The organism is Colwellia polaris (assembly GCF_002104515.1).
In the GTDB taxonomy this organism is placed as follows: Bacteria; Pseudomonadota; Gammaproteobacteria; order Enterobacterales; family Alteromonadaceae; genus Cognaticolwellia; species Cognaticolwellia polaris.
The window spans coordinates 22,224-47,678 of sequence record NZ_NBOE01000012.1; the positions used below are offsets into that span (position 1 = coordinate 22,224).

Genomic DNA, 25,455 nt, shown 5'->3' on the forward strand with positions numbered 1-25,455 from the left:
TCATACAGTTTTATATGCTTTGCTTTACCTTTTAACTTAGTGACTACGTTTAAAGGTTAAGATTAGCTAAAAATTTTCACTACCAGGCTTAGTGTTTAAGGTTTGTAACCAGGCCTGGTAGTTTTTTACTCGTTAAGTTTGCACGTTAAGTTTAGTCGCTAGGCTTAATAGTTGAGCTTGGTAGTTTTACCCCAAAACACTTTATAAGAAAATATTGTGTAGCCAACGATCATAGGTAATACCACCGCAGCGCCAACGAAGATAAACCATAACGACTCTCTTGAGCTTGCTGCTTCAAATATTGTTAAATGAAAAGGCACTATATAAGGGTAAAAACTATAACCCAAACCACAGAAGCACAGAATAAATAACAAAATAGCGGCTAAAAATGGCAACCAACAACCTAGATCATTCTCCATAGGCACTTTACCTAGGTATCGATGTACGGTAATAAAGGTAAAGCCAAGTAAAAATGTTAATGGCACAATTAATATAGCTTGAATACCACCTAACCATTTGTCCATAATTTGTTGATCAATTAATAAATTGGTTATACATACAGCAATAATTCCAAAGGCCATTAATACGTTGGTATATTTTGCCCACTTTGCGGCTTTACGTTGTAATTCACCTTCAGTTTTCATAACCAACCATGCTGCGCCAATAAAACAATAACCTGCGGTAACACAAATAGCTGATAAGGCAGAAAAACCGAATGATAACCAGGTATCTTCAAATGATGTAATATATCGCCCTAGCATATAACCTTGAGACAATGTGGCTAGTAAAGAGCCAAATTTAAACGCTAGGTCCCACTTTTTCTTATCGTGACTTGGTGCTTTAGTACGAAAATCAAATGAAACCCCACGTAAAATTAATCCCGCTAACATTAAAGCTGTAGGTAAATACAAGGCCTGAAAAATAATAGAGTGTGCTTTTGGGAAAGCAATTAGCAATAAGCCAATAGCCATAACTAACCAAGTTTCGTTAGCATCCCAAAATGGCCCAATTGAATAGATCATGGTATCGCGTTGTTCTTGGTTATCTAAGGGTAATAAAACCCCCACGCCCAAATCATAACCGTCAAGTATCGCGTAAATTAAAAACGAAAGGCCCATTAAGCCGACAAAAACGATGGGTAGCCAATCTATTGGTGTAGCTGTCATTATTTCGCTCCTTCTTCAGTTAAGGGAACTTGCGGCTCAATAGAAGAACCTGACTCGGTTAATGTTGCATTTGATTGCTCTAATATTACAGCTCGGTTTGCCATAACAAATAAAGTGCGAATATAGGCAATCAATAAAAAGCTATAGATCACCAAATATAAAGTTAAAGACATCACGATATTTTCGGGTGGCGTAGTGGTTACCGCGTCTTTTGTGCTTAATACCCCAGTAACTAAATAAGGTTGTCGACCAATTTCAGTGACATACCAGCCGGCAAGTGTGGCGAACCAGCCAGAAAATGTCATGGCAACACCTGCCTTTAATAGCCAAGTGGGGTAGCGTTTTTTAATAACATATTGGTAAGTAGCGAACCAAGAAAATAGCAGCATTAATACGCCAACACCTATCATTATTCTGAAGCTGAAAAATACCGGCGCAACAGGAGGATGTTTATCTACAAAGCTATTCAAGCCCTGTATTTCGCCTGCAGAATCATGAGTTAGAATAATACTCGCCATATTAGGCACTTTAACTTCAAAGTGATTCTCTCGAGTTTCTTCATCTGGCAAAGCAAACAATAATAAGGGAACATGGGTTTCTGTATCCCAAACACCTTCCATCGCGGCAATTTTTGCCGGTTGATTTTTAAAAGTATTTAAGCCGTGTAAATCACCAACAAAAATTTGTATTGGAATTAAAACAGCGGCCAAAACCACGGAAAAATTTAGCGCTTGTTTAACCGACTTTTTATTATCGCCTTTAATCAGCCTGTAAGCTGAAATACCAGAAATTAGAAATGCTGTTGTTAGCCCTGAAGCGAGCAGCATATGCATAAAACGATAAGGCATAGAAGGGTTAAATATTACTTCAAGCCAGCTTGTTACATGCGCCACGCCATCAATCATCTCGAATCCTGCGGGGGTATGCATCCAAGAGTTTAGCGATAAAATCCAAAATGCTGATAACGTAGTACCAAAAGAAACTAATACCGTAGCTATGGTGTGAACACGATTAGACACTCGGTCCATACCAAAAAGCATAATGGAAAGAAAAGACGCTTCTAAAAAGAAGGCTGTCATTACTTCATAGCCAAGCAAAGGACCTGCGATATTGCCGACGGTTTCCATGTATCCCGGCCAATTGGTACCAAACTGGAATGACATGGTAATACCGCTAACCACACCAATACCAAAGGTTAAGGCAAATATTCTGACCCAAAATCGATATACACGTAACCAACTATCGTCTTGAGTTTGATTAAAACGGATTTTGAAAAACAACAATACCCAGCATAGTGCAATATTGATGGTAGGAAATAAAATATGAAAACTAATATTGGCAGCAAATTGGATGCGAGAAAGCATGAAACTTGTGTCATTAGCAATTACAGATGCATCTAACACTTGATGTACTCCATTAGGTTAAGCTATATAGTTAGCGTGATAATAAATAGTGTAAGTTAAATTTTTTAAGTAAAGAAAAGCTCTTAAACGCGAAATAATCGCTAGGTGTTGTGCTGAAAATTACCTGAGTAATAGTTTGTCTTTTACATCTAAGATTTTACTAATACCTTCACCCATTTTTAGTAAAGTGGCGAGTTTCTCTGACGACATACCTTGCATTTCATTTGTCCAAAGTGTGACCATTTCCATTAAGTCATGCATTTGTTTTACACGCATTTGAGTATATTCATCAGACTCGTTACTCGGTTGCTCCATCAGTGCATCACGCAACGTTGAAAGAGTTGGATCTAGTTCGCGCTTTCTGCGTTCAACAACTAATGTTCGAGCTATCTCCCAAATATCGCTTGGTGCTGAAAAGTATTCTTTTCGGTCGCCTGGAATGTGCTGCAATTTGATCAGGTTCCATGATTTAAGCTCTTTTAAGCCCATACTGACATTCGAACGTGATATTTGTAACGCTTCACTAATTTGGTCAGCATTAAGTGGTGCTTCTGTCAGTACAATTACAGCGTACATTTGGCCTAATGTTCTGTTTAATCCCCATCGTGAGCCCATTTCGCCAAAATGCAAAACTAACGATTGTGTCATTGCAGTAATTTTCATTTTTTTGTATTTTCTGAATTTTCAGTAATTTGTGAAAATTGTAAGCTCTTTTTGATTTAAGTCAAGTTTTTAAGGATAAATAAAAAATATTAATCAGTTTTATTATTTTAAAAGGGAGGTGTTTAATATCTTTGAAAGCAGGGTGCTACGCTGAAGAATTACCAAGTATGCTATATTTTTGATGAGCAATAAAAAATGGCTACACAGGAAGCCATTTTTTATTAATAAGTACCTTGGTAGTGATGGCGATATTAACTGAAGTTAGTGCTAAGTTCTTCAATAGCATCGGCATTTTTATTAACTTCTATGCTTTTGCTAGACACGGCTTCGGCTAGCAGGGTATTGCGCTGAGATATACTGTCAATGTTGTGAATACCATGAGTAATTTGTTCAGCAACCGTTAATTGATGTTCAGATGCTATGGCAATTTGTGCCGTCATATCATTAACATTCTGAATATTATCAATAATATCTTGCATGGCATTTTTTATGGTTTTTGATTCAATAGAGCATTCATCAGCATTGGTTTTATTTGACAACATGACTTGATTCCAAGCCTTTAACGTACGTTGTAACTCAGTTACTGATAATTGAATTTGTTCTGTGGCACTTTGTGTTCTACTGGCTAAAGTTCTTACTTCATCAGCAACTACGGCGAAACCTCTACCTTGCTCTCCGGCTCTTGCTGCTTCTATTGCTGCATTTAATGCCAGTAAGTTTGTTTGATCGGCAATACCTTGAATTTCACTCATTACTGTTGATATTTTATCAACGTCTGCCACCAATTCTGTGGCGTTATTTGCAGCATTCTCAACGTCAGTAGCTAGTTGGTCTATCTTTGTTTCAGAACTTTCAATAGTGGCTATATTTTGTAGGCAATCAACTTTAACTTGTGCAACTTTATCATTTGTTAATGATGTGCTTTCGCTCACTTCGTTTATGGTTTTACTCATTTGCGCTATGTCTGAAGAAAACTGGTTAATATATTCATTTTCTTCTTTGATACCGCCGAGCATTTCATTTGATGTTTGAGCAAGTTCATCTGCGAGCTTGGCTAATCTTCTGCCTGAGTCATTACTGCGGCCTAATACGGTCTTTATTTTGGCTTTATATAGCTCTGCAGGATAGTTAATTATATTAAGAATGCCTTTGCCTAAATAGACATGGCGTGAAGGGCTATCAAACATTGCTTTTGTTTTACTTAAATGCCCCGGTATTTTTATTAATTCTTCGGAAAATATAACGACAATTAATGCGATACAAGCTAGCAGTATAAGCGATGAGGTTAAGCTGCCAGAGATCAGCAAGTTTGTTGCTATTGCTGCGACCACACAAATAAGTGCAGCAAGCCGTTTAAGTGGAATGTTAGCATGCAAGTCTACAATAGAATTATTACTGTTTAGCGTGTCGTAAAGTGATTGAGCTTCTTTTTTTTGCTGAACCGTTGGAAAAGCACGAACTGATTGATAGCCAGTAATTTTTCCTTTATTGAGTAAAGGAGTTACATAAGCGTCTACCCAGTAATAGTCACCATTTTTACAACGGTTTTTAACCATGCCACGCCATGAGTCTCCCCGTTTTAATTTTTCCCATAAATCTTTAAATGCAGCCTTTGGCATATCAGGATGACGAACAACGTTATGATGTTGGCCGATTAATTCTTCAAGGCTGTAACCAGCAACTTCACAAAATTCAGGGTTAGCATAGGTAATAATACCGTTTAAATCGGTTGTGGAAACTAGTTGCTCTTGTTCGGTAAAGGTACGTTCTACATTGGTGATATGACTCATTATTCCATCGTCCTTGTGAAGGTTTATTCATAACTTTGAAGTACTACTATAAATAACAATAGACTCTTTTTTAGAATTAACAATAGAAAACTGTAGTTTAGTGTTGTAACAAATTGTTTTGACTAGTTTAGGGTAAGGGTATAATAAATATAAATAAAAACACCTGATGGATTCAGGTGTTTTAAGGTTTATTTTGCGCTTATAACTATCAGGTAGCTTAAACTTTATTGGTAGTAGGCTAAACAGGCTTGCACTTCATTTTTCGAGCCCATAATAACTTCAACTCGTTGGTGAATATCTGTCGGCTGTATATCCATAATGCGACCTTGGCTGGTCATAGCTAAGCCACCGGCTTGTTCAATTAAGAAGCTCATTGGGTTGGCTTCATACATTAAACGTAATTTAAAAGGTTTTTCTGGATTTTTATTATCGGCAGGGTAAGTAAATAAACCGCCTCGTGTTAATACACGATGAATATCGCCAACCATAGCGGCAATCCAGCGCATGTTGAAGTTTTTACCGCGTGGCCCGGTATCACCTGCAACTAAATCGTTGATATAATTTTGCATAGGCGCTTGCCAAAAGCGTTGGTTAGACATATTAATCGCAAACTCTTGCGTATCTTGTGGCACCTGCACATTACGCTCGACCAGAGAAAATCCGCCGTGCGTTCTATCTAAAACATAAAAGTGCGTGCCTTTACCTGTGGTCATTACCAACATGGTTGCCGGACCATAAAGTACATAGCCTGCACAAATTTGTTTAATACCTGATTGTTTAAACATATCAGGATCACTTGCAGCCATATCAACAGGCGCTTCATGAATAGAGAAGATAGTGCCAATTAAAGAGTTAATATCGATATTTGAACTGCCATCTAGTGGATCAAATGAAACAATAAATTTACCGTTTGTTTCGCCAGCGACAGAGGTATCTTCTTCTTCTGACGATATCGCTTTAACTAAGCCGGACTCTAATAAAATATCTTTAAATAAGTCGTTGGCAACGACATCCAGTTTTTTCTGTACCTCACCTTGAATATTTTCATCAACGGTTGAGCCCATAACATCACTTAAGTGAGACTGACTAACAAGGAAAGAGATCTCTTTTGTGGCCGCTAAAATGGTTTCTATCAATGAAATTAAATCTGCTGGAACTTTATCTTCACGTAAGGTGGGAGCTAATCGTTGCATAGGGTTACCTAATTACTTTAGAGTCATACTCTTATGGCAGAGCATATTGTATTTAATTTTCGACATTTTGCTGTATTATCAAAGCATCGAAAGTGCTATTTAATATCCACTTAACCATAATTTACCTGATAATTAATCAAGTGGGTGTTTGGCAATTATAACAATAATAGGCCGCTATTTAGTACCTCTTATCATTTTAATTTTAGCTCAGGGCTTGGTTTATCTAACGCACTTAGTTTGACTCAAAACAAGGATAAAAAATGAAGTTTTTCATTAAGCTGTTGGTGATTATTACATTTGGCGGTTTTTTAGCACATGCTCAGGCTGAAGCTAAAACCAGTTACGCTGAATTTGTTAAAGGTAAACAAGCGCAACAAGGGTACTTTTCTTTTTATCTCGACGATGAAACAGCTAAGGTATACTTGGAAATTGAGCAGTTTGAACAAGAGTTTTTATTTCAGAGTGCCTTGCCACATGGCATTGGCTCCAATGATATTGGCTTAGACCGCGGACAACTTGGCGAAACGAGATTAGTGCGTTTTGAGCGCGTGGGCAATAAAGTTTTTCTGCGACAACTCAATACCTATTTTCGAGCCAATACAAACAAGCAGCTAGAACAACAAGCTGTTGATGAAGCATTTGCAAGCTCAATTATTTGGGGTTTTGACGTAAGTTACTCCAATGCAGATAACAGTAAAACGCTAATTGATTACACGCCTTTTTTATTATCAGATATACATAATTTATCAGCACAATTACAACGTACTAAGCAGGGGAGTTATGCGATTGACTCTTCTCGAAGCGGTGTTTATAAAAAACGCACAAAAGCTTTTCCAAATAACACTGAGTTAGAAGCAACACTAACCTATAAGGGCAGTAAAGCTGGTGAGTATTTGCGTTCAGTAACTCCCGATGCATCTGCCGTTACCGTGAACTTGCACCATTCGTTGATTAAGCTACCTGACGATAATTATAAAACCCGCGAATTTCACCCTTACAGCGGCTTTTGGCAACATGCTTATGCCGATTATGCTAGCGCAATTGATGAACCTTTGATTAAGCGCATTATTCCACGTCATCGCTTAAGCAAGAAAAACCCGCTTGCTAAGGTGAGTGAACCTGTAGAGCCCATTATTTATTATTTAGATGCTGGCGTACCAGAGCCAGTAAAAAGTGCCTTGTTAGATGGTGCTCGTTGGTGGGATCAGGCCTTTTCTGCTATTGGTTATAAAAATGCGTTTCAAGTGAAGATGCTACCTAGTGACGCCGACCCGATGGATGTTCGATACAATGTTATTCAATGGGTACACAGAGCTACGCGCGGTTGGTCTTATGGTGCTTCGGTTATTGATCCTCGCACCGGCGAAATTATCAAAGGTCATGTAACTTTGGGGTCTTTGCGTGTTCGCCAAGATTACTTAATTGCCTTAGGATTAACATCTCCGTTTAAGGATATTGATACTGATACTTCTGCCATGAAAGAAATGGCTTTAGCACGTATTCGTCAATTATCAGCCCATGAAGTTGGACATACTTTGGGGATAGCACATAATTTTGCCGCGAGTGTAAATGATCGTGCCTCAGTAATGGATTATCCGCACCCGTTAATCACCCTTGATAATGGCATTATTAGTTTAGACGATGCTTACGCAACAGATATTGGAGAGTGGGATAAATATGTGGTTGCTTATGGTTATGCCGACGTAGCACCCTCAAAAGAAACTTCATTTTTGGCTGAATTGGTGACTAAAACTCAACAAAGTGGTTTGCAATATGTTTCAGACCCAGATGCAAGATCACAATCAAGCGCTCATGCAACAGGGCACTTGTGGGATAACGGTGAAGATGCAGCAGCAGAGTTAACACGGGTACTCGAAATAAGAGCGCAAGCACTTGCTAATTTTGGTTTAAATAGTATAAAAATAAACACGCCTATGTCTGAACTTGAGCAAGTGTTGGTGCCTATTTATAATTTTCACCGCTTTCAAGTACAAGCGGCAGCGAAGCTTATCGCGGGTGTCGATTACGGTTATCAATTACGTAGCGAGCAATTTACTAATCAACAAAAAATGGTTTCGGGTAAGGCGCAACTTGCTGCTCTTGACGCATTAATAGCTACCATTTCAACAAAAACATTAACCTTACCCGCGAGAATAACGGCATTAATTCCGCCAAAAGCATACGGTTATAGCCGAAATAGAGAAAGCTTTATTAGCCAAACAGGCTTAACGTTTGATGCCATTAGTGCAGCTCAAGCAAGTGCCAAACATACGCTTTCGCTATTACTTAACGCTGAACGATTAGCGCGCTTGCAACAACAAACCATGCTTGATGAAGATATTCCATCTGTTGGCTTTGTCTTGGATAAGTTAGCAAAAAGTACTGTGATGTCAGCACCTAAAACCTCAACCGAGCTTTTAGTGCAACAACGTGTAAATCAGCAGTTTATTGAGCATTTATTAGCACTTTGGCACAATACAAATGTAGTGCCAGAAGTTCGAGCTGAAGTGTATTTAACATTAACAAACCTTAGCCAGTGGCTATCTGATAAACGCAGTACGCGAAAATATAAAGGCTACAAAGCTCACTTTTTGTTATTAACACAACAAATAAATTATAGTTTAGCGCATGATAAGTCGTTTACGCCGGCGTCAAAAATAACCTTGCCACCAGGTTCGCCGATAGGTGGCTATTAATTATTGACTTACTAATTATGAATTAGTTACCTATACAGGCTAATCGTTAACCGTTGTACAGCGATAGAGGCATTTTCAAATGAAAAATAGAAAATGCCTCAGCCTAAGCTACATTTTGTGTTAGCTCAAAAGCTTTTCCAAGGTGAAAATATGACAAACCATTCAAACTTTAATGTTGCGCTGCTCGGTATACCATTTGATGATAATTCTTCTTTTGAACGCGGCCCAGCACTCGCGCCCGAAAAAATTCGTGAAGTACTTAATAATGGTTCACTTAATGGCGCGACAGAGTTAGGCGTTAACCTGCGAGAGTCAGCATTTTGGCTTGATGCGGGCGACGTTAACATTGCAACTGCAAGTGATTTTATCGACAATATTGAACAACGCTGTGATGAATTATTGACTCAAAATACTCGATTGTTAACCTTAGGTGGCGATCATAGTATTAGTTATCCAATATTAAAAAGTTATCGAAAATTTTTCGATAAATTATCGATTTTACATATAGATGCTCATTCAGACTTATATGACTCTTTCAAAGGTAATCGCTACTCTAACGCTTGCCCTTTTGCTCGTGTGATGGAAGACGGTTTATGCGATCGTTTAGTACAAGTAGGTATTCGAACCTTAAATTTGCATCAAAATGAGCAAATAAAAAAGTTTAATGTTGAGTCTTTAGAAATGAGAAACTGGCCACTAGCTGAACCTTTGGTGTTTGATCACCCCGTATATTTATCTTTAGATATTGACGGTATTGACCCCGCATTCGCACCTGGCGTATCACACAGAGAGCCAGGCGGTTTAACAACTCGTGAAGTCATTAACTTGATCCATCAAATTAATATGCCACTAGTCGGCGCTGATATTGTTGAATTTAATCCAAATAAAGATATCGACAATATGACCAGCCAATTAGCCGCAAAATTAGTAAAAGAAGTTGCAGGTAAAATGCTGCAGGCTAATGCTTAAGTGCTGTTGTAAACCTGTACACCTGTAAATATTAAGTTGGCTGTCTTTTTAGTAAAAAAATAACCTTCAAATCTCTAGTATTAGCAGCAACACTAAATACGTTTTGCTGCTAATAGCATTTATTAGTTAAGTAAATGTTTCTCTAGAAAACTTTCTATCGACCTTAAGGTATTTAATCTGTTTTTTTCAATACTCAAATAGTGATTACCATTCTCAAGTTCAATATACTCCACTTCTTTATTTTGCTGCGTTAACGCTTGATACATTTTCTGACTGTGCTCTACCGGCACTACTGTATCAAGATCACCATGAATGAGCATGACAGGAATATTTATGCTCTTGGCAAAGTTAATGGGGGAATTTTTTTCGAGCACGTCAGCATCATCACCAATTTGTTTTTCTACTACTTTATTATTGGTAAAGTTTCGTGATTTTCTAACCAAATATTCTAAGTCAGATACGCCTGCAAAGCTGACAGCACATTTAAAAATACTTTGTTGTGTAGCCGCTGCCATTAGCGCAGCATAACCACCGTAGCTAGCGCCAACTATGCAAATATTATTTTTGTCAACTTGATAGTTCTTATTTAACCAGAGTGCAGCGTCAGCTAAGTCAGTTTGCATCGCACCACCCCAACTTTGTATAGCGGCAGTTTCAAATTTGAATCCATAACCAGAAGATCCCCTAAAATTAGGCTCTAATACTAGATAGCCACGACTAGCAAAAAATTCAGAAAACCAATCGAAATTTCCATAAGTTCGGCTCATGGGACCTCCGTGAGGAATAATAATAGCAGGGCGATTTTTTTCGGCTAAGTGCTCTGGTAATGTCAAATAAGCTTCTATTGTTAAGCCATCGCTGGCTTGGTAGGTTTTTTTAGTTTTTCCTCTTAGGTTGGTGTGGTTTAACTGAGGGTATTGATAGATAAGTGGTTTTAGCTTTCCAGAGTTTCGATCACCAAAATAGTATCTACCCGCAGACTCCAGACTAGATGTGTGCAATATATATTGGCGCTCATTTTCACTGAAGCTAGTAATGTGTGTGCTTGAATTTGGAAATGCCTGATTTAATGCTTGTTGAAATTTTTCATAATCAGGGGTGAAGTAAATTTTATTATCTTCAGACTCGCCATGATAAACACCGACCACATCGTTACTCAAACGTGAGTATATTAAAGCACCTTCAATGTCGTAGTCTTTATCCGCATAAACTAGAGTGCGGGGTAAATCAACTTGGCTAAGATCAACGGTAAATATGGCATAGCGGCCTTGATGATCTGCTCTTATATAGAGTTCATCAGGGTTTAAACCAAAGCCCAGGGGGGTAATGTCTGGCGCATCAAAAATCTCATAATCCCATATTCTTCGCCATTTTTTACTTTTTAGATCAAAGAGAGAGTAAAAAATACGTGTTTCATCAATACCAAAACCTAATCTGACCCTATGTTGTTGATCCGTCATCCAATGAGTTATGTCATTCCTGCCACGCACGAGTCGTGATCTTGAGTTTTTTCTCTCTAAATTAATTTTATATACATCGGGAAAATTACCATTTTTATAATCAATTTCCATTAAAATATGATTAGGATCATTAGGTAAAATATCTATTATGGCGTTTTGGTATTGCGCGAATCGTTCTCCGTTTTTAGGAATGCTGACTTGGCGCATTTTTTCTGAGCCATCAATCTTTATTTTATATAAACGTGCTTCTGTATACTTTCGATGCATACGATGAACTGGATAATGTGCACTAATAAGTAACATTTCGTTATTCGCCCAACGAAACCAATCAATTTTAAATTTTTCATTGTCTGTGTAAGTAATAAAATTTGTAGTTTTCCTCAGTCGGTCAGTTACACCTATATAAGTTGCACCTTCATGATGGCGTATAAATGCAATAAAGTTACCGTCTGGAGATAGTCTCATTTGAGTTGCAGCAGGTAATTTACCATAGACTTCGAGTGGTGTTTTTTCTGCAAAAGCAGCAAAGCTGATATACAGCGATATCAATATTATTATGCGGTTCATAGAGACTGAAATTGTAATTATTTTGTTAATAGCGTACCAGAAAATATTTATAAATTACTACCTTTGATTGACTTTAAGGCAATAAAAAAACGGCACAGAATAGGAAGGTATTCTGTGCCGCTGTGCAAATAGTAAATACTGTGAAGTTAACCGCGCACAAAAATTTAATCGTTAAAGCTAAGTTAAGACTTAGTTAAAGCCGAGTAACCAAAACTAAGTAGCCTACACTTAGTAGCCCAAACGTTATAAACGTTGTGTCTTTAATGGCGTATCGTGAATAGCTAATTGTTCAGTTTCTTTATGATCTGCTGCGCTATCTTCAGTTTTGTATTGCTTATCATTGATCTGCTCAATATTTACTAATGGTTTTTTTAATCGCATTAGCACTACTAGGTTACCCACTAAGATGAATAGCAAACCAACCATGGTATAGGTTGTCCAAGCGAAATTTTCTACAATTGTTGAAATAATCACGGCAACCGCGGGGAACATAACTGATGCATATGACGCTTTATGCGCGCCAATACGATTGAGTAAGGTTAAATAACTAGCAAAGGCGATTACTGAGCCAAAAATAGCTAAGTAGAGTAATGAAATGATATACGAGAAGGTATAGTCAAAGCTGAAACTTTTACCTTGTAAGATAAAAATTACTGCCATAGAAATTGCTCCGTAAGCCATGCCCCAAGCCATAGCCGGTAGAAGTGGTAAGTTTTGCTTTTGATTTCGCATCGAAATCATGTTGCCAGTAGAGGCAACTACAGTCCCTGTTATACAAAGCCCCAAACCTAGTAAGGTTTCTGCACCTAATTGTGTATCACTTATTTGTGGCCAAAAGAGCGTAATTATACCAAATAAGCCGAGCGCGCCACCAAGGTATACTCGATGAGTTATTTTAGTGCCATACCAAATACGTGCATTGAAAACATTAAAAAACATGATCATAGAAAAAGCGATACACGTTAGTGCTGAGTTAATATGCTGTTGTGCTGAGTAGAGCAAATAATAATTAAAGCTGAATAGCGTTAATCCAAAAAAGAAAAATTGCAGATGATTACGAAATGAAAAATTTACAGTTAGGCCTTTAACTTTACAGTAAGAAAACAAAATAATCGCAGCCAGTGCAAAACGATAAACGATAGAAGCTTCGGGTGCTACATTGCCAAGTTGGTAATTAATAGCGATCCAAGTTGAGCCCCATATCAACACGGTGATTAGGTATAAAAATGTGTTGTTCATTTGTAATTCCTCAGCATTATTAGCTGCAAAGTTTTAGTGAAAAAACTAAGTAAGACGAAAATAGCTATTTGTTTTATAAATAACTAATAATTAGCAAAGCGTAGACATTTTACCTTTTTGTTGTTGTAATAACATGTACAGAAAAATGAAAATGAAACCTATACAGTTATGCGACTAATTGACAAATCTTCTTCCGACTTTTTATATCAGCAGGTTATCGAATTCGTTGAGCAACAGGAAAAAACGGGTGCTATTCGCCCAGGAGATAAGTTACCTAGCTTACGTAAACTGAGCCAACAATTTGATATAAGCGTACCTACCGTTAAACAGGCATACCTTGAGCTTGAACGCCAAGGAAGTATTTATGCACGCCCGCAATCTGGATACTATTTACAGGCTAAGCAAGCACGAACTTTAATGCCTATGCGCGCTAAGTGGGCAGGTGGTGAACCTACAGAAATATCATGTCGAAGCTTAATCGAGCAAGTTTATGATGCTGTACATATGCCAGACTCGGTCGCTTTAGGTATTTCAAATCCGGTTAATGCACACCCACCAGATAAAACGCTGGCGAGATTAATGCGCTCTGTACTGAGTAAGGTTTCTGAAAAAGCAGTTAGTTATGGGCCAATTAACGGTGATCCTAAATTACGTTTAAATTTAGCTTTTCGTTATCAAGAACAGGGTGTATCGGTTAATCATGAAGATTTAATTATTACTAATGGTGCACAAGAAGCGCTATGTATCGCTTTGCAATGCGTGGCTGAGCGTGGAGATGTTATTGCCGTTGAATCACCTTGTTTTTTTGGACTAATTGAGCTGATAGAAAGTCTTGGTATGAAAGCATTAGAAGTTTATACCTGTACAGAAGAAGGTGTTTGTGTAACTGAACTCGCTAAGGTAATTAAGCAACACTCAATTAAAGCCTGTTTATTTTCAACGGCCATTAGTAATCCACTAGGGTCAATGATGACCAATAACCAGCGACAAACCATGGTAAGGCTACTGGAAAGCAATAATATCGCGTTAATAGAAGATGAAGTTTATAGCGACTTATACTTTACTGAGCATCGACCTGTACCTGCACAGTTATATTCAGAAAAAGGCTTAGTGTTAACCTGTTCATCTTTCTCAAAAACGGCTGCGCCGGGCTATCGAGTTGGTTGGTTATTACCGGGTAAGTTTGAAGAAAAAGCTAAGCGTATAAAGCGAGCGCAATCGTGTTCAACGTCAATGCTACAACAGTGGACAATCAGTGATTATTTAATGACAGGGGAATACGACCGACACTTGCATGTACTCAGGAAAACCTTGCGATATAACTGCGAACGTATGCGCGCATTAATTGCTCAGCACTTTCCAGAGCAGGTGTGTATTTCAAAACCTAAAGGCGGCAGTGTGTTATGGGTTAGGTGTCGTTCTCATGTTGATACCCGCCAGTTATTTAACCAAGCCATTTCACAAGGTGTTAATTTTGCACCCGGCGAAATTTTTTCGCCCTCAGGCAAATATAATAACTATATGCGTATTAGTTATGGTGTGCAGTGGAGTGATAAAATTGAACATGCAGTGCAAGCACTTGGCAAACTCGTTCATGAATATCCTGAAACTGAAATATAAGAGGAAAAACCAGCCGTGACCGAACACAGCACAAAAATTTCATTAGGTTTAATTTTACCCTTACTTGCCGCTATTATTGCTGTTTCTCCTTTGGCTATCGATATGTATCTTCCTGGTATGCCAGAAATTGCTGAATATTTTTCAACAAAAATGCCATTAGTTCAAAACAGTCTTAGCGTTTATTTACTCGGTTACGCTGTTGGCTTACTTGTATTTGGCCCTATGGCAGATAAATACTCACGCAGGCGATTAGTAATGATAGGCTTGCTTGGTTTTATTTTGACGACCTTAGCGTTAACCTTCGCACAAAATATTGAACAATTTATTGCATTACGCTTTATGCAAGCCTTTATCAGTAGCGCTGCGACTGTAGTTGTACCAGGTATTATTCGACAACTTTACGGTAAAGATACAGCCAAAGGTTTGTCTTATGTTAGTATGATCATGATGTTGGCACCTATGATTGCACCAAGTATTGGCAGTTTATTGCTGATCGATAGTTGGCAAATGATTTTTTATGCCTTAGCAACTTATGCAACGTTAATTTTTATTTGCAGTTATTTCTATTTACCTGATGTTAAAAGCCTTAAATCAAGCGTGAATTATAGCATTGCTAAACGTTATAAAATTGTTTTTAGTCATCGTGCTGCACGATTTGATCTGCTAAGTATCGTATTAATATCATTAGCATTTTTTAGTTATATAACCGCTATTCCCTTTGTATATTTAACGGTGTTTGAGGTGTCTGAGTTCGAGTTTAGTTGGTTATTTGGGCTTAATGTTTTTGGTTTAATGATCGCACACTTTATCAATACGCGACTAGTGAGCAGAATGGGCTCGAGGAAAATGCTTTACAGTGGTGTTGCTCTATCAGTGTTAGCTGCTACTAGCTTATTAATCGCCTATGTTTTTTCGTTATCGTTAATGTATTACGTTTTGTCTGTTTTACCGTTAATGGCAAGTTTATCGATGATTTCGGTTAATGCTGATGCACTGGTTTTACAAGAATTTGCCGAACATGCTGGTACTGCTACTGCGGTAAATGGTACTTTGCGCTTTGGTATTGGCGCATTAGCGGGGCCAATTTTAGCGCTGTTTTACGATGGTAGCACTTTACCTTTTGTATTATTAATGGTGGTGCCAGTTTATTTGGTCTTGATATGTCAGTTACTTCAAAATAAGAGAAATAAAGCCATAGTCTAAAGTTACACTCAAACAACTTAACAGGCCTTGCTGAATAACAATAAAAATAACAAGGTTTAAGCTAATATTTTAAGAGAAATACAGACATTAAGTCGAAGATTATCTTAAATAACCTGAACTCTGGATAATGAGTGCTTGAAACTCAAGTGAACCAAAAGCTTAGGTAATAAAGTGAATGCTATAGCCAGGTGAACATCACGAATAGATATCATCAATGCTTCATTTTATGCCATTTCCAAGGCAAAACGTTTATGAATAGCGCGCTATTTATCGACGTTTTAACGCAGAAAATGGCTTAAAAGGGAGCATTGAGCAAGTGCTGCTTATCCAGAGTTCAGGTTAAATAACAATTGAAATGAACATTCAAAATAGTGGTATTTAAGCTGTCTTCTTTACGCTTTAGTACTTAAGTTTTCACATTTAAGTTTTCACATTTAGGTTTTCGAGTGTAAATTATTGCTTTTTTCTGCCGCCTTTAATTCAACTTGTTGTAAGCGCCACTTCTTTCGCTCGGCGTAATAATGGTCCCAAACACAAGGGTTACATGCTCCGCCGCCACAACAATCGTCGTCAGCAGGTGGGGTAGGTTTTTCGAATAATTCAGTCATTACTTTTTCGTTTGAGTACAGATTTGGAATGATTATAAATAAAAAAAGCCCTGCACGCAGAGCTTTTTGTAAAATAAAAAACTAAATTTTTATTCGTATTCAGAAAGCTTCTTCTCAAGATAGTGGATATTGGCACCACCATTGATGAAGCCTTGATCGCTTAAAATATCTTGATGTAAAGCGATGTTAGTTCTAATGCCGTCAATAACCAACTCGCTCAATGCGTTACGCATACGAGCAATAGCGACATCACGATTATCACCCCAAGTGATCAATTTACCGATCATAGAGTCGTAATGTGGCGGTACTGAATAATCAGCATAAATATGCGAGTCCCAACGAACACCTAAACCACCTGGCGAATGAAAACGCGTGATTTTACCCGGCGATGGAATAAAAGAACGCGGATCTTCTGCGTTAATTCGACATTCAATTGAGTGGCCCGATACTTTTATATCGTCTTGCGTATATGACAAAGGTTGGCCAGCTGCAACACGCAGTTGCTCTTTAATTAAGTCAACACCGGTAACCATTTCTGTAACTGGGTGCTCTACTTGAATACGCGTATTCATTTCAATGAAGTAGAACTCGCCATTCTCGTATAGAAATTCGAACGTTCCCGCACCACGGTAGTTAATTTTGATACAAGCATTACAACAACGCTCGCCAATTTTTGCACGCATTTCAGGTGTAATACCTGGTGCTGGTGCTTCTTCAACTACTTTTTGGTGACGACGTTGCATTGAACAATCACGTTCGCCTAAGTGAATTGCTCCACCTTGGCCATCAGCCATTATTTGAATTTCAACGTGACGTGGGTTTTCAAGGAATTTCTCCATGTAAACCATATCATTATTGAAAGTAGAACGAGCTTCAGATTTTGTTAACTGAATTGCTTCAATTAACTCTTCTTCGCTGCGAACTACACGCATACCACGACCACCACCACCACCAGAGGCTTTGATAATAACCGGATAACCAATGCGTCGACCATGGGCTAAATTAGCTTCATCATCTGAAGTCAAAGGACCATCAGAACCTGGTACACAAGGAACACCTGCAGCTTTCATTGCTTTAATGGCAGAAACTTTATCACCCATTAAGCGAATACTTTCTGCCTTAGGGCCAATGAATGCAAAACCAGATTTTTCAACTTGCTCAGCAAAATCTGCATTTTCTGCAAGGAAGCCATAGCCTGGGTGAATAGCTACAGCGTCAGTAACTTCGGCAGCAGTAATAATAGCAGGAATGTTTAAGTAACTATCCATTGCTGAAGGCTTACCAATACAAATGGTTTCGTCAGCTAATAGCACGTGTTTAAGGCCTTTATCAGCTGTTGAATGCACAGCAACCGTTTTAATACCAAGCTCTTTACAAGCGCGTAATATTCTTAAGGCAATTTCGCCGCGATTGGCGATAACAACTTTATCTAACATGAAAATACCCTTAATGGTTGGGCTTATTCAATGATGAATAGCGGTTGATCAAATTCAATAGCGTCTTCGTTTACTGCTAAAATTTGCTTGATAACACCTGATTTATCGGCTTCGATTTGGTTCATCATTTTCATCGCTTCTAGAATACATAAAGTATCACCAGCGTTAACATGTTGACCTACTTCTACAAACGCTGGAGCGTCAGGCGATCCTGCAGAATAAAAAGTACCAACCATTGGAGAGCGCACAACGTGGCCTGTTACTACCGGAGCCGCAGCTTCTGCAGAGGCAGTTGGTGCTGCAGCTGCAGCTGCAGCTACAGGAGCTTGAGCTACCGGAGCGGCTTGCATCATAGGCGCAGCTTGCATAACTGTGCCACCACGACTAATACGTACTGACTCTTCGCCTTCAGAGATTTCTAGCTCGTTGATGCCCGACTCTTCAACTAGTTCTATTAATTTTTTTATTTTACGAATATCCATTTGAATACCTTTTTTGATCGTCATTAAAATTATGTGTGAAAACTCAAGTGCATTAAGGCACTTATAGCTGCTATTTATTTTTTTCCAAAAAATCTGTTGCTGCTGCTAAAGCATATTCATAACCCTTAGCACCTAAACCGCTAATTACGCCTACAGCAATATCTGACAAATATGAATGTTGTCTAAAAGCCTCACGAGCATGTACATTTGATAAATGCACTTCAATAAACGGTATGTTTACTGATAATAATGCATCTCTTAGCGCCACACTTGTGTGAGTGAATGCTGCGGGGTTTATAATAATAAAATCTACTTTTTCAAAACTGGCATGTATCTCATCAAGCAACGTATGTTCAGCATTTGACTGTTTATGACTTAAGCTCACATTTTTCTCATTTGCAATGTCAGTTAAGCTTGCCATAATTTCAGCAAGAGATAACGAACCATAAATAGCAGGTTCACGCTTACCTAACATATTTAAGTTAGGACCATTCAGGACTAAAATGTTAAACTTTGTAGTCATCTTCGGCAAAAACACCTTTATTGTTGAGTAATGATAGCATCATGTCATATTTTATCTTGAGATTGTATTAAAATTGGTCTAAAACCAAAATTAAACTCATTTGACGATTATTATAGTGTTTTCGCAGAATATAGCAGCAAAATACTGGTCTAATGACTTATGAGCTAAAAAAAAGTTATAAATATTAGGTAAGTTGTAATAAATTTACTAAAATAAACGCAATAGGAAATTTAATTAATTCATTGATTTAACTCGGTACTGCTCTGGAAACTGTGAGTTAAATGTTGTCGTGTTCTCTCCTGTTGATCACAAGGAAGAAAATATTAAAACCATATTTAGTTATATTATTGTCATTACTTTGTTGTTTAGTTCCAAAGTGAGTGCAATAAATATTATTTCAAACTTAACGGCTGATACCACTTCATTGTCGGTTGCCCAGTTGCGTCGCATTTATTCAATGAGGCAAGCACATTGGCATAATGGTATTCCTATAGTCGTTTACGTTTTAGCAAGTAAAAACCCCCTTCATCAACAATTTTGTAGAGAGCAGTTACGTTTATTCCCTTACCAGCTTGATCGAATATGGCACAAGCTAACCTTTTCTGGCTATGGTGTAGCGCCTATCGAAGTGGATACACAGCAAGCGCTTATCGAAGCTGTTAAAACCACTAAAGGTGCTATTGGTTACGTGGAAAATATATCGGAGGTCAAGAATGTTAACATCATTAAAGTTGAGGATTAAAACAGCTCATTTTAATCAATCCATCTTTATTTCAGCTTGTAGTTTATGTTTTTCAGTCGGCCTTAATGCTGCTGAGGTTAACGTTGAACCTTTGCAGGTTCATGGCTTTGTGGCACAAGGAATTATTGATGTAGATCATAGTAACTTCGTTAACGAGAGTGAGAATATTTCATTAGAATTAACAGAAGTGGGTATTAACGCTTCATATCAACTCAATGACGACTTTCGCCTTGCTGGACAGGCGGTTTATTTAAATGGTGGTAATAGATATGCAGCAGGTTCAAGAATTGATTACTTACTTCTAGAATGGGATGCTGCACATAACGAAAATTGGCAAACAAGCTTTTATTTTGGACGAGTAAAGAATAATCATTGGCTCTATTCGAGCGCTCGCGATATTCCTTTCGCGCGACCTTCTATTATTATTTCTCAAGTGACTTATTTTGATGGTTTGCGTGATCTAGCTGTCGGTGGTGATGGCGCAGCAGTTAAAGTGAAATATAATAATGACGAATTAGGTGAGTTTGATCTTAACTTTAGTCGAGGGAAAAGTCCTATTTCAGGTAAGCAGGTCGACATAATTGCAGGAAAGCAAGCGCAAGGCCAACTGAAACATGATTTAGATGCGCAATTAAGCATTTATTGGCGTCCGAGTTTTTCGGCTTGGCAGTTTGGTCTGTCTGCTAATGATGCTTCGTTTAGCTACCACTCTGCACAGATGGATGCATACGTTAATAGTGATTTTACTTTACAATTTTATACCGCCAATGCTCTTTATGAAGGGGAGTTCTGGCAATTAAGTGCAGAAATTATTCAAGAAAGACTTGTAACACAAGGGTTTTATTTTCCTGGTTTTCACCGAGATCAAATAGGTCAAGGTTATTACTTACAGGCTAGGTATCAAGTAGATAACGACTTATCTGTTCAGCTTAGAACTGAAAGGTACTATAGCAATAAAGATGATAAAAATGGGAGTAAGTTAGCGCAAGTTTCTGGCGGGTTAGTTCCATCTTACTTTGCCTTTCACAATGATTTAATGCTTGGGATGTCTTACGATTTTACAAATAATTTTCGAGTAAATGCTGAATATCATTGGGTAGAAGGCACAGCGAGGTTATCGCCCATTGTCCAACCTGATCCTATCGCCAACAATAGCAAAAACTGGCAGGTTTGGGCTATTCAACTTATGTATTGGTTTTAGTGATGAAAATGAGCTTTGTAAGTGTAAGTGTTAAGCTATTCGCACTCGTTGTTAGTGCTTTATTATTACTGAGCTTATCTATTTCTGTATTATCAGTTGCTAGGTTAGATCAAGAGTTTTCTCAATATCAAAGTAATAAATTACGCCAAGGTCATGTTCAGTTTGAAACACAAAGTAAACTTGTTAGAGAGCAAATACGAAGTTGGTTAGAATCTTTCACTGATCTTATTCAGCTTAAAAATCAAAATAACTTTGACCGTGCAGCTCAAGCGCTAGAGCAGCAGTTTGATGCTCTACAAATTAACCACAACGTTGAAAATATATGGTTAATGTCAGCTGAATTACAACCTATCTATCAATCTGCTCCATATACTCAACAAGTTATGCATAGCGTCAAGAACGTTCAAGAAACTTATGCGCCAGTTCATTACTTAAGTTGTGTAGAGCAATGCCAACAGTTAGTGTCGATTCCTATATTGAATGCTAAAGGAGATATGGCAATTGTTACTATGGCCATATCTTTGGTAGATGTTGTGTATGCGATTAATCAAGCGCTTGAAAACCAAGTTGCCATCGTTGCTTTTAATAAGTCACAAGATGTAACTTTAGCGCAAGCCAATATTATAACCTCGTCGGCTACAAATCTCATGTACGCACTATTTAGATTAAATGAACCCTCTGACTTGTTAGCGACAGTAAAAGAATCAGGTTTGCAAGTTGAGTATCAACAAAATAGCTATTTAATTAATATGTTGGAATTAGCGTCTTCACCGTCGCAAGATTTCTATATGGCACAAGTTGATAATGTCAGCTCTTTTACAGATAAATATCAGACTTATCGCATGCAGTTTATATTATCTACGCTAACCATTTTTATTATTCTAGCGCTATTAGTAAATTTTGTGGCTGGGCCTTTTACTAAAAGACTATTAATACTGTCAGATATACTGCCATTACTTGCACGCAAAAAATTTGACCAATTTCGGGCTGTTCAAATAACTCAATCAAAAGTTTTTCCTGATGAAATTGATGTATTAATTAATGCCACAACCGATTTAAGCTATGAATTAGAACAGTTAAATATTGAAGTAACACAAAAAACTAAGGAATTAGAGAATATTGCTATGTATGACCTGTTAACAGGCTTACCTAATCGAAATATGCTGAATTTTCAATTACGCAAACAATTAAATAACAAAAGCAGTAATAATGTTAATGTCGGGATTTTATTTCTTGATTTAGATGACTTTAAGAAAGTGAACGATAGTCATGGTCATGGCGAAGGCGATAAGTTATTGGTTGAAGCGGCCAACAGAATAAACCTCAGTGTATCAAATATTGGTATGTCTTGTCGGTTTGGTGGTGATGAGTTTGTTGTTTTATTAAATGAAAACACCTCTAATGAAGTGGCAGAAGAGTTAGCTAAAGCAATTTTGAAAAGCTTTCAAGCACCAATAAAAGTAAACTCGGCAATGTTTTATGTAACTTGTAGTATTGGGATTGCCATGACTGAAGGGCTCGATATAAAAGCGAGTGAGCTTGTAAGCCATGCCGATATTGCTATGTACGAAGCCAAAGAATATGGTGGAGATCGTTACTTTATTTATCATGGAGATATGTTCCAACGTGTCGCTCATCGCGTGATGATGGAAGGGGAAGTTAAACAAGCACTAGCGAAAGGGCAATTTAGTTTAAGTTTGCAGCCTCAATTAGCAGCCAAAACTAACAAAGTACATGGTTTTGAAGCCTTGTTGCGCTGGAAACACCCTGAGCGTGGAATGGTATCACCTGACGATTTCATTCCATTGTTAGAAAACTCAGAGCATATGATCGATCTAGGTTATTGGGTTATTCGACGCTGTTTTGAACTTTATGATGAAATGCGAGCGGCAGGGCTTGGCGATATCATTATTGCTATCAATTTGTCTGCAGCCCAATTCGCTGATGTAAATTTACATCGCTTCCTAGAAGATTTACTCGAAGAATTTAAATTAAATGCAGAAAACTTTGAACTTGAACTGACTGAACATACCTTGGTGAAAGATATTGATAAAGCTATTGTGACCATGGATGCGCTTAGAAGCATCGGTTTTAGTTTTGCTATTGACGATTTCGGTACGGGCTATTCATCATTAACTTATTTAAAACGTATGCCTGTTGACGTGATTAAAATAGATAGAAGCTTTATCGTTGGCATGTTAGAAAACCATGCTGATTTTCAAATTATTATGTCAACAATTGCTATGGTAAAAAACTTAGGTTTAACCGTTATTGCTGAAGGCGTAGAAACACAAGCTCAGTTACGCACCTTAACAGAAAATGACTGTGATCTTATTCAAGGTTATTACTTTTCAAAACCTATACCTGAAGCAGACTTAATCGAATTTATTAATCGAGAAATTATTGATGGTAATTGGCGAGTTAATGTAAGTACAAGCTAGTAGTTAAGCTAGTTTGCCAGATTCTGCTATTTAAAATAAAAGCGCCAATTGGCGCTTTTATTTGGGGGTTTTATAAAGTATTACCTTACAAGTGAAGACTTAACGCTTAAGTTTGTTAATTAAAATGCAAAGGTTTTATTTACATGAGCAGCAAACTCTTCGGCAGCCATAAACCCTGTCACCCTACGTTGCGGTAATTCGTTAGCGTTTAAGTCAAAGAATAAAATTGATGGTAAGCCAAAAACATCAAAGGTAGACATCAACTCTATACTATCTTTTGAGCCCGTATCGGTTAAATCAACTTGTAATAACACTGAGTTAGAAAGTGCTTTTTGCACATTACTTTCAAAAAAAGTATATTCTTCAAACTCTTTACAAGCCACACACCAGTCTGCATACAGGTCAACCATTACGGTTTTCCCTTGTGCATTGGCTTTTGCAATTGCTTGATTCATTTCAGCTAAGTTTTTAACATGCTCAAATTCAATAAGGTGAGCTTGCTGTGACATAGCTATATTTGTTGTTGGATAAGCTAGTTGATAGGCTTTGTTTGCTCCAATAAAGAAGATTAAAAAGATTAAAATACTGCGCAGACCAAAGCCAAAGGTTTTTTTCGTATCTTGATTAACCGTATAAAAATAACCTGCGGTTGCTAAAATAAGTACCGTCCACAATACGTTGATAATAATTACAGGTAAAAAACGTTCAAGTAAAAATATTGGTACGGCGAGTAGTAGTAAGCCAAAGATGTTTTTAATTACAGTCATCCAATTACCTGCTTTAGGTAACAGTTTGCCGCCCGAGCTTCCTAATACAAGCAGAGGTAATCCCATACCTAAACTCAACGCATAAAGCGCTGATGCGCCCAGTAATATATCGCCTGATTGAGAAATATATAACAAAGCACCTGTTAGCGGCGCTGTCGTGCAAGGTGAGGCAACCAAGCCTGAAATAGCCCCCATAACAAGTACACCAAAATAAGATCCACCTTTTTGATTGCTGCTTAATTGGTTTAACTTATTTTGCCAACTACTTGGCAATGCTAAATTAAATAGTCCGAACATAGAAAGTGCCAAAAATATAAACAATACACTTAACACGATAAGTACAATCGGGTGCTGAAACATCGCTTGAAATTGCGCACCAGCAATGGCGACAACAATACCGAGTAAAGTATAAGTAACTGCCATGCCTTGCACATATGCAAAAGATAAAGCGAAAGCGCGTTTTGTTGAAAGCTTGTTACCTTGGCCGACAATAATGCCGGTTAAAATCGGATACATAGGGAAAACACAAGGGGTAAAAGATAACAGTAACCCCCCAATAAAAAATGCCACGAGTGTTAGCCAAACACTGTCACTTTTTAACATGTCGACTAATTGATGTTGCTCGCTGCTATCAGCTGAACTATCAACTGAATTACCTGCTAACGCATTAACCGTTTCGGCGTTTGGGCTGTTAAGTGCCGACAAAATATTTTCTGCGCTAGTGGTAGAGTTTGTAAAAGCAGTTGTTAATTCAACCTCACTTAAATCAAGCGTTTTCTTTGTTGGTGGATAACATAAGCCTTTATCAGCACAGCCCTGATAACGAATGGTAATATTTGCATCGCTTTTAGCTTCAGTAATATCAATAGTAAAGTCTAGTTGGCCGGTGAATATCTGTTGCACACCAAAAAACTCATCTTCATGATGCTCACCTTCAGGCAATATAACCGGAATAATGGTGGCGTTTTCGGTGGTAAACTTGAACTGATGACGATACAAGTAATAACCTTCAGCAATATTAAAGCTAACTTGCAGCTTGTTTTTTTGTTGATGAAAATCAAAAATAAACGCCTTATCAATTTTTAAAAATTCATCATCATTGCTGAAAAGTGAGGCAGGAGAGCTAAAAATAGATTCCTGAGCATTTGCAATGGGCGACATAGCAAAAGAAAAGCTTGTAAGGATTAACCAAAGAACAGTAACTACTTTTTTCATAACCGTTATTTTAAAACTCGTTGATCCAGTTTACATAAAGATAACCACCTTGCTGGATGTTCAAAGTGATA

The 25,455-nt window shown here is 37.7% G+C and carries 19 protein-coding genes; 7 read left to right on the plus strand and 12 right to left on the minus strand.

The annotated features are described in order from the left end of the window. Nucleotides 1-164: 164 nt before the first annotated feature. The 5 genes from B6A32_RS15725 to B6A32_RS15745 form a co-directional block, all read right to left on the minus strand. Nucleotides 165-1,166 carry a cytochrome d ubiquinol oxidase subunit II gene (locus B6A32_RS15725; protein WP_085305795.1) on the minus strand — a complete coding sequence of 334 codons (1,002 nt, stop codon included), beginning with the start codon at nt 1,164-1,166 and terminating at the stop codon, nt 165-167. Beyond that, nucleotides 1,166-2,530: a cytochrome ubiquinol oxidase subunit I gene (locus B6A32_RS15730; protein WP_085305969.1), complete on the minus strand. Its 1,365-nt coding sequence runs from the start codon at nt 2,528-2,530 to the stop codon at nt 1,166-1,168. Before B6A32_RS15730 ends, B6A32_RS15725 begins: the two co-directional genes overlap by 1 nt. A gap of 159 nt (nt 2,531-2,689) precedes the next feature. Continuing rightward, on the minus strand, nt 2,690-3,232 hold the full coding sequence (locus B6A32_RS15735; RefSeq protein ID WP_085305797.1) for a GbsR/MarR family transcriptional regulator: 543 nt from the start codon (nt 3,230-3,232) through the stop codon (nt 2,690-2,692). Between the two features lie 251 nt (nt 3,233-3,483). Next, a complete protein-coding gene (locus B6A32_RS15740; RefSeq protein ID WP_085305799.1) occupies nt 3,484-5,022 on the minus strand; it encodes a methyl-accepting chemotaxis protein in 1,539 nt (512 codons plus the stop codon). 224 nt (nt 5,023-5,246) lie between these two features. Further along, nucleotides 5,247-6,215: a class 1 fructose-bisphosphatase gene (locus tag B6A32_RS15745; protein WP_085305801.1), complete on the minus strand. Its 969-nt coding sequence runs from the start codon at nt 6,213-6,215 to the stop codon at nt 5,247-5,249. 260 nt (nt 6,216-6,475) lie between these two features. On the opposite strand from B6A32_RS15745, the gene B6A32_RS15750 reads away from it, so the two are divergent. Together B6A32_RS15750 and speB are read left to right on the plus strand one after the other, a co-directional pair. Continuing rightward, complete coding sequence (locus B6A32_RS15750) at nt 6,476-8,911, plus strand: zinc-dependent metalloprotease (protein WP_085305803.1); 2,436 nt, start codon at nt 6,476-6,478, stop codon at nt 8,909-8,911. A 150-nt stretch (nt 8,912-9,061) separates the two neighbouring features. Then, nucleotides 9,062-9,880 (plus strand): agmatinase, encoded by an 819-nt coding sequence (gene speB / locus B6A32_RS15755; protein WP_085305970.1) that lies wholly within the window; start codon nt 9,062-9,064, stop codon nt 9,878-9,880. Nucleotides 9,881-10,002: 122 nt separating this feature from the next. Here speB and B6A32_RS15760 read toward each other — a convergent pair whose 3' ends face one another. Both B6A32_RS15760 and B6A32_RS15765 read right to left on the minus strand, forming a co-directional pair. Further along, nucleotides 10,003-11,907, minus strand: a complete 1,905-nt coding sequence (locus B6A32_RS15760) for an alpha/beta hydrolase family protein (RefSeq protein ID WP_085305805.1) — start codon at nt 11,905-11,907, stop codon at nt 10,003-10,005. Nucleotides 11,908-12,150: 243 nt separating this feature from the next. Then, nucleotides 12,151-13,146, minus strand: coding sequence for a DMT family transporter (locus B6A32_RS15765; protein WP_085305807.1), 996 nt, complete (start codon nt 13,144-13,146; stop codon nt 12,151-12,153). A gap of 168 nt (nt 13,147-13,314) precedes the next feature. Between B6A32_RS15765 and B6A32_RS15770 the strand changes: the two genes are divergently transcribed. Continuing rightward, nucleotides 13,315-14,766, plus strand: coding sequence for an aminotransferase-like domain-containing protein (locus tag B6A32_RS15770; RefSeq protein WP_085305809.1), 1,452 nt, complete (start codon nt 13,315-13,317; stop codon nt 14,764-14,766). Nucleotides 14,767-14,781: 15 nt separating this feature from the next. Continuing rightward, the gene (locus B6A32_RS15775; protein WP_085305811.1) at nt 14,782-15,969 is read left to right on the plus strand and encodes a multidrug effflux MFS transporter; all 1,188 of its coding nucleotides are present in this window, start codon (nt 14,782-14,784) and stop codon (nt 15,967-15,969) included. A gap of 434 nt (nt 15,970-16,403) precedes the next feature. On the opposite strand, the gene B6A32_RS15780 is transcribed toward B6A32_RS15775, so the two are convergent. From B6A32_RS15780 to aroQ, 4 genes are all read right to left on the minus strand, one after another. After that, nucleotides 16,404-16,577 carry an oxidoreductase-like domain-containing protein gene (locus B6A32_RS15780; protein WP_085305813.1) on the minus strand — a complete coding sequence of 58 codons (174 nt, stop codon included), beginning with the start codon at nt 16,575-16,577 and terminating at the stop codon, nt 16,404-16,406. Between the two features lie 89 nt (nt 16,578-16,666). Then, nucleotides 16,667-18,013 (minus strand): acetyl-CoA carboxylase biotin carboxylase subunit, encoded by a 1,347-nt coding sequence (gene accC / locus B6A32_RS15785; RefSeq protein WP_085305815.1) that lies wholly within the window; start codon nt 18,011-18,013, stop codon nt 16,667-16,669. A gap of 23 nt (nt 18,014-18,036) precedes the next feature. Further along, nucleotides 18,037-18,495 (minus strand): acetyl-CoA carboxylase biotin carboxyl carrier protein, encoded by a 459-nt coding sequence (accB, locus tag B6A32_RS15790; RefSeq protein ID WP_085305817.1) that lies wholly within the window; start codon nt 18,493-18,495, stop codon nt 18,037-18,039. 70 nt (nt 18,496-18,565) lie between these two features. Further along, nucleotides 18,566-19,018 carry a type II 3-dehydroquinate dehydratase gene (gene aroQ / locus B6A32_RS15795; RefSeq protein WP_085305819.1) on the minus strand — a complete coding sequence of 151 codons (453 nt, stop codon included), beginning with the start codon at nt 19,016-19,018 and terminating at the stop codon, nt 18,566-18,568. A gap of 289 nt (nt 19,019-19,307) precedes the next feature. Here aroQ and B6A32_RS15800 point away from each other — a divergent pair, with 289 nt between their 5' ends. From B6A32_RS15800 to B6A32_RS15810, 3 genes are read left to right on the plus strand one after another with little or no spacing between them, the layout of a single operon-like run. Next, complete coding sequence (locus tag B6A32_RS15800) at nt 19,308-19,760, plus strand: type 2 periplasmic-binding domain-containing protein (RefSeq protein WP_085305821.1); 453 nt, start codon at nt 19,308-19,310, stop codon at nt 19,758-19,760. Continuing rightward, the gene (locus B6A32_RS15805) at nt 19,732-20,961 is read left to right on the plus strand and encodes a hypothetical protein (protein ID WP_085305823.1); all 1,230 of its coding nucleotides are present in this window, start codon (nt 19,732-19,734) and stop codon (nt 20,959-20,961) included. Before B6A32_RS15800 ends, B6A32_RS15805 begins: the two co-directional genes overlap by 29 nt. A gap of 8 nt (nt 20,962-20,969) precedes the next feature. Next, nucleotides 20,970-23,402: a bifunctional diguanylate cyclase/phosphodiesterase gene (locus B6A32_RS15810; RefSeq protein WP_158088501.1), complete on the plus strand. Its 2,433-nt coding sequence runs from the start codon at nt 20,970-20,972 to the stop codon at nt 23,400-23,402. Nucleotides 23,403-23,521: 119 nt separating this feature from the next. Here B6A32_RS15810 and B6A32_RS15815 read toward each other — a convergent pair whose 3' ends face one another. Further along, nucleotides 23,522-25,384: a protein-disulfide reductase DsbD gene (locus tag B6A32_RS15815; RefSeq protein WP_085305826.1), complete on the minus strand. Its 1,863-nt coding sequence runs from the start codon at nt 25,382-25,384 to the stop codon at nt 23,522-23,524. Nucleotides 25,385-25,455 lie beyond the last annotated feature (71 nt).

What these genes read in the sequence shown, in the direction of transcription:
- B6A32_RS15730 (WP_085305969.1), bottom strand. Translation starts at nt 2,530, where the DNA reads ATGCTTTCTCGCATCCAATTTGCTGCCAATATTAGTTTTCATATTTTA.
- accC (WP_085305815.1), bottom strand. Translation starts at nt 18,013, where the DNA reads ATGTTAGATAAAGTTGTTATCGCCAATCGCGGCGAAATTGCCTTAAGA.
- B6A32_RS15805 (WP_085305823.1), top strand. Translation starts at nt 19,732, where the DNA reads ATGTTAACATCATTAAAGTTGAGGATTAAAACAGCTCATTTTAATCAA.
- B6A32_RS15765 (WP_085305807.1), bottom strand. Translation starts at nt 13,146, where the DNA reads ATGAACAACACATTTTTATACCTAATCACCGTGTTGATATGGGGCTCA.
- accB (WP_085305817.1), bottom strand. Translation starts at nt 18,495, where the DNA reads ATGGATATTCGTAAAATAAAAAAATTAATAGAACTAGTTGAAGAGTCG.
- B6A32_RS15745 (WP_085305801.1), bottom strand. Translation starts at nt 6,215, where the DNA reads ATGCAACGATTAGCTCCCACCTTACGTGAAGATAAAGTTCCAGCAGAT.
- B6A32_RS15780 (WP_085305813.1), bottom strand. Translation starts at nt 16,577, where the DNA reads ATGACTGAATTATTCGAAAAACCTACCCCACCTGCTGACGACGATTGT.
- B6A32_RS15750 (WP_085305803.1), top strand. Translation starts at nt 6,476, where the DNA reads ATGAAGTTTTTCATTAAGCTGTTGGTGATTATTACATTTGGCGGTTTT.
- B6A32_RS15810 (WP_158088501.1), top strand. Translation starts at nt 20,970, where the DNA reads ATGAGCTTTGTAAGTGTAAGTGTTAAGCTATTCGCACTCGTTGTTAGT.
- B6A32_RS15740 (WP_085305799.1), bottom strand. Translation starts at nt 5,022, where the DNA reads ATGAGTCATATCACCAATGTAGAACGTACCTTTACCGAACAAGAGCAA.
- B6A32_RS15735 (WP_085305797.1), bottom strand. Translation starts at nt 3,232, where the DNA reads ATGAAAATTACTGCAATGACACAATCGTTAGTTTTGCATTTTGGCGAA.
- B6A32_RS15815 (WP_085305826.1), bottom strand. Translation starts at nt 25,384, where the DNA reads ATGAAAAAAGTAGTTACTGTTCTTTGGTTAATCCTTACAAGCTTTTCT.
- B6A32_RS15725 (WP_085305795.1), bottom strand. Translation starts at nt 1,166, where the DNA reads ATGACAGCTACACCAATAGATTGGCTACCCATCGTTTTTGTCGGCTTA.
- speB (WP_085305970.1), top strand. Translation starts at nt 9,062, where the DNA reads ATGACAAACCATTCAAACTTTAATGTTGCGCTGCTCGGTATACCATTT.
- B6A32_RS15770 (WP_085305809.1), top strand. Translation starts at nt 13,315, where the DNA reads ATGCGACTAATTGACAAATCTTCTTCCGACTTTTTATATCAGCAGGTT.
- B6A32_RS15760 (WP_085305805.1), bottom strand. Translation starts at nt 11,907, where the DNA reads ATGAACCGCATAATAATATTGATATCGCTGTATATCAGCTTTGCTGCT.
- aroQ (WP_085305819.1), bottom strand. Translation starts at nt 19,018, where the DNA reads ATGACTACAAAGTTTAACATTTTAGTCCTGAATGGTCCTAACTTAAAT.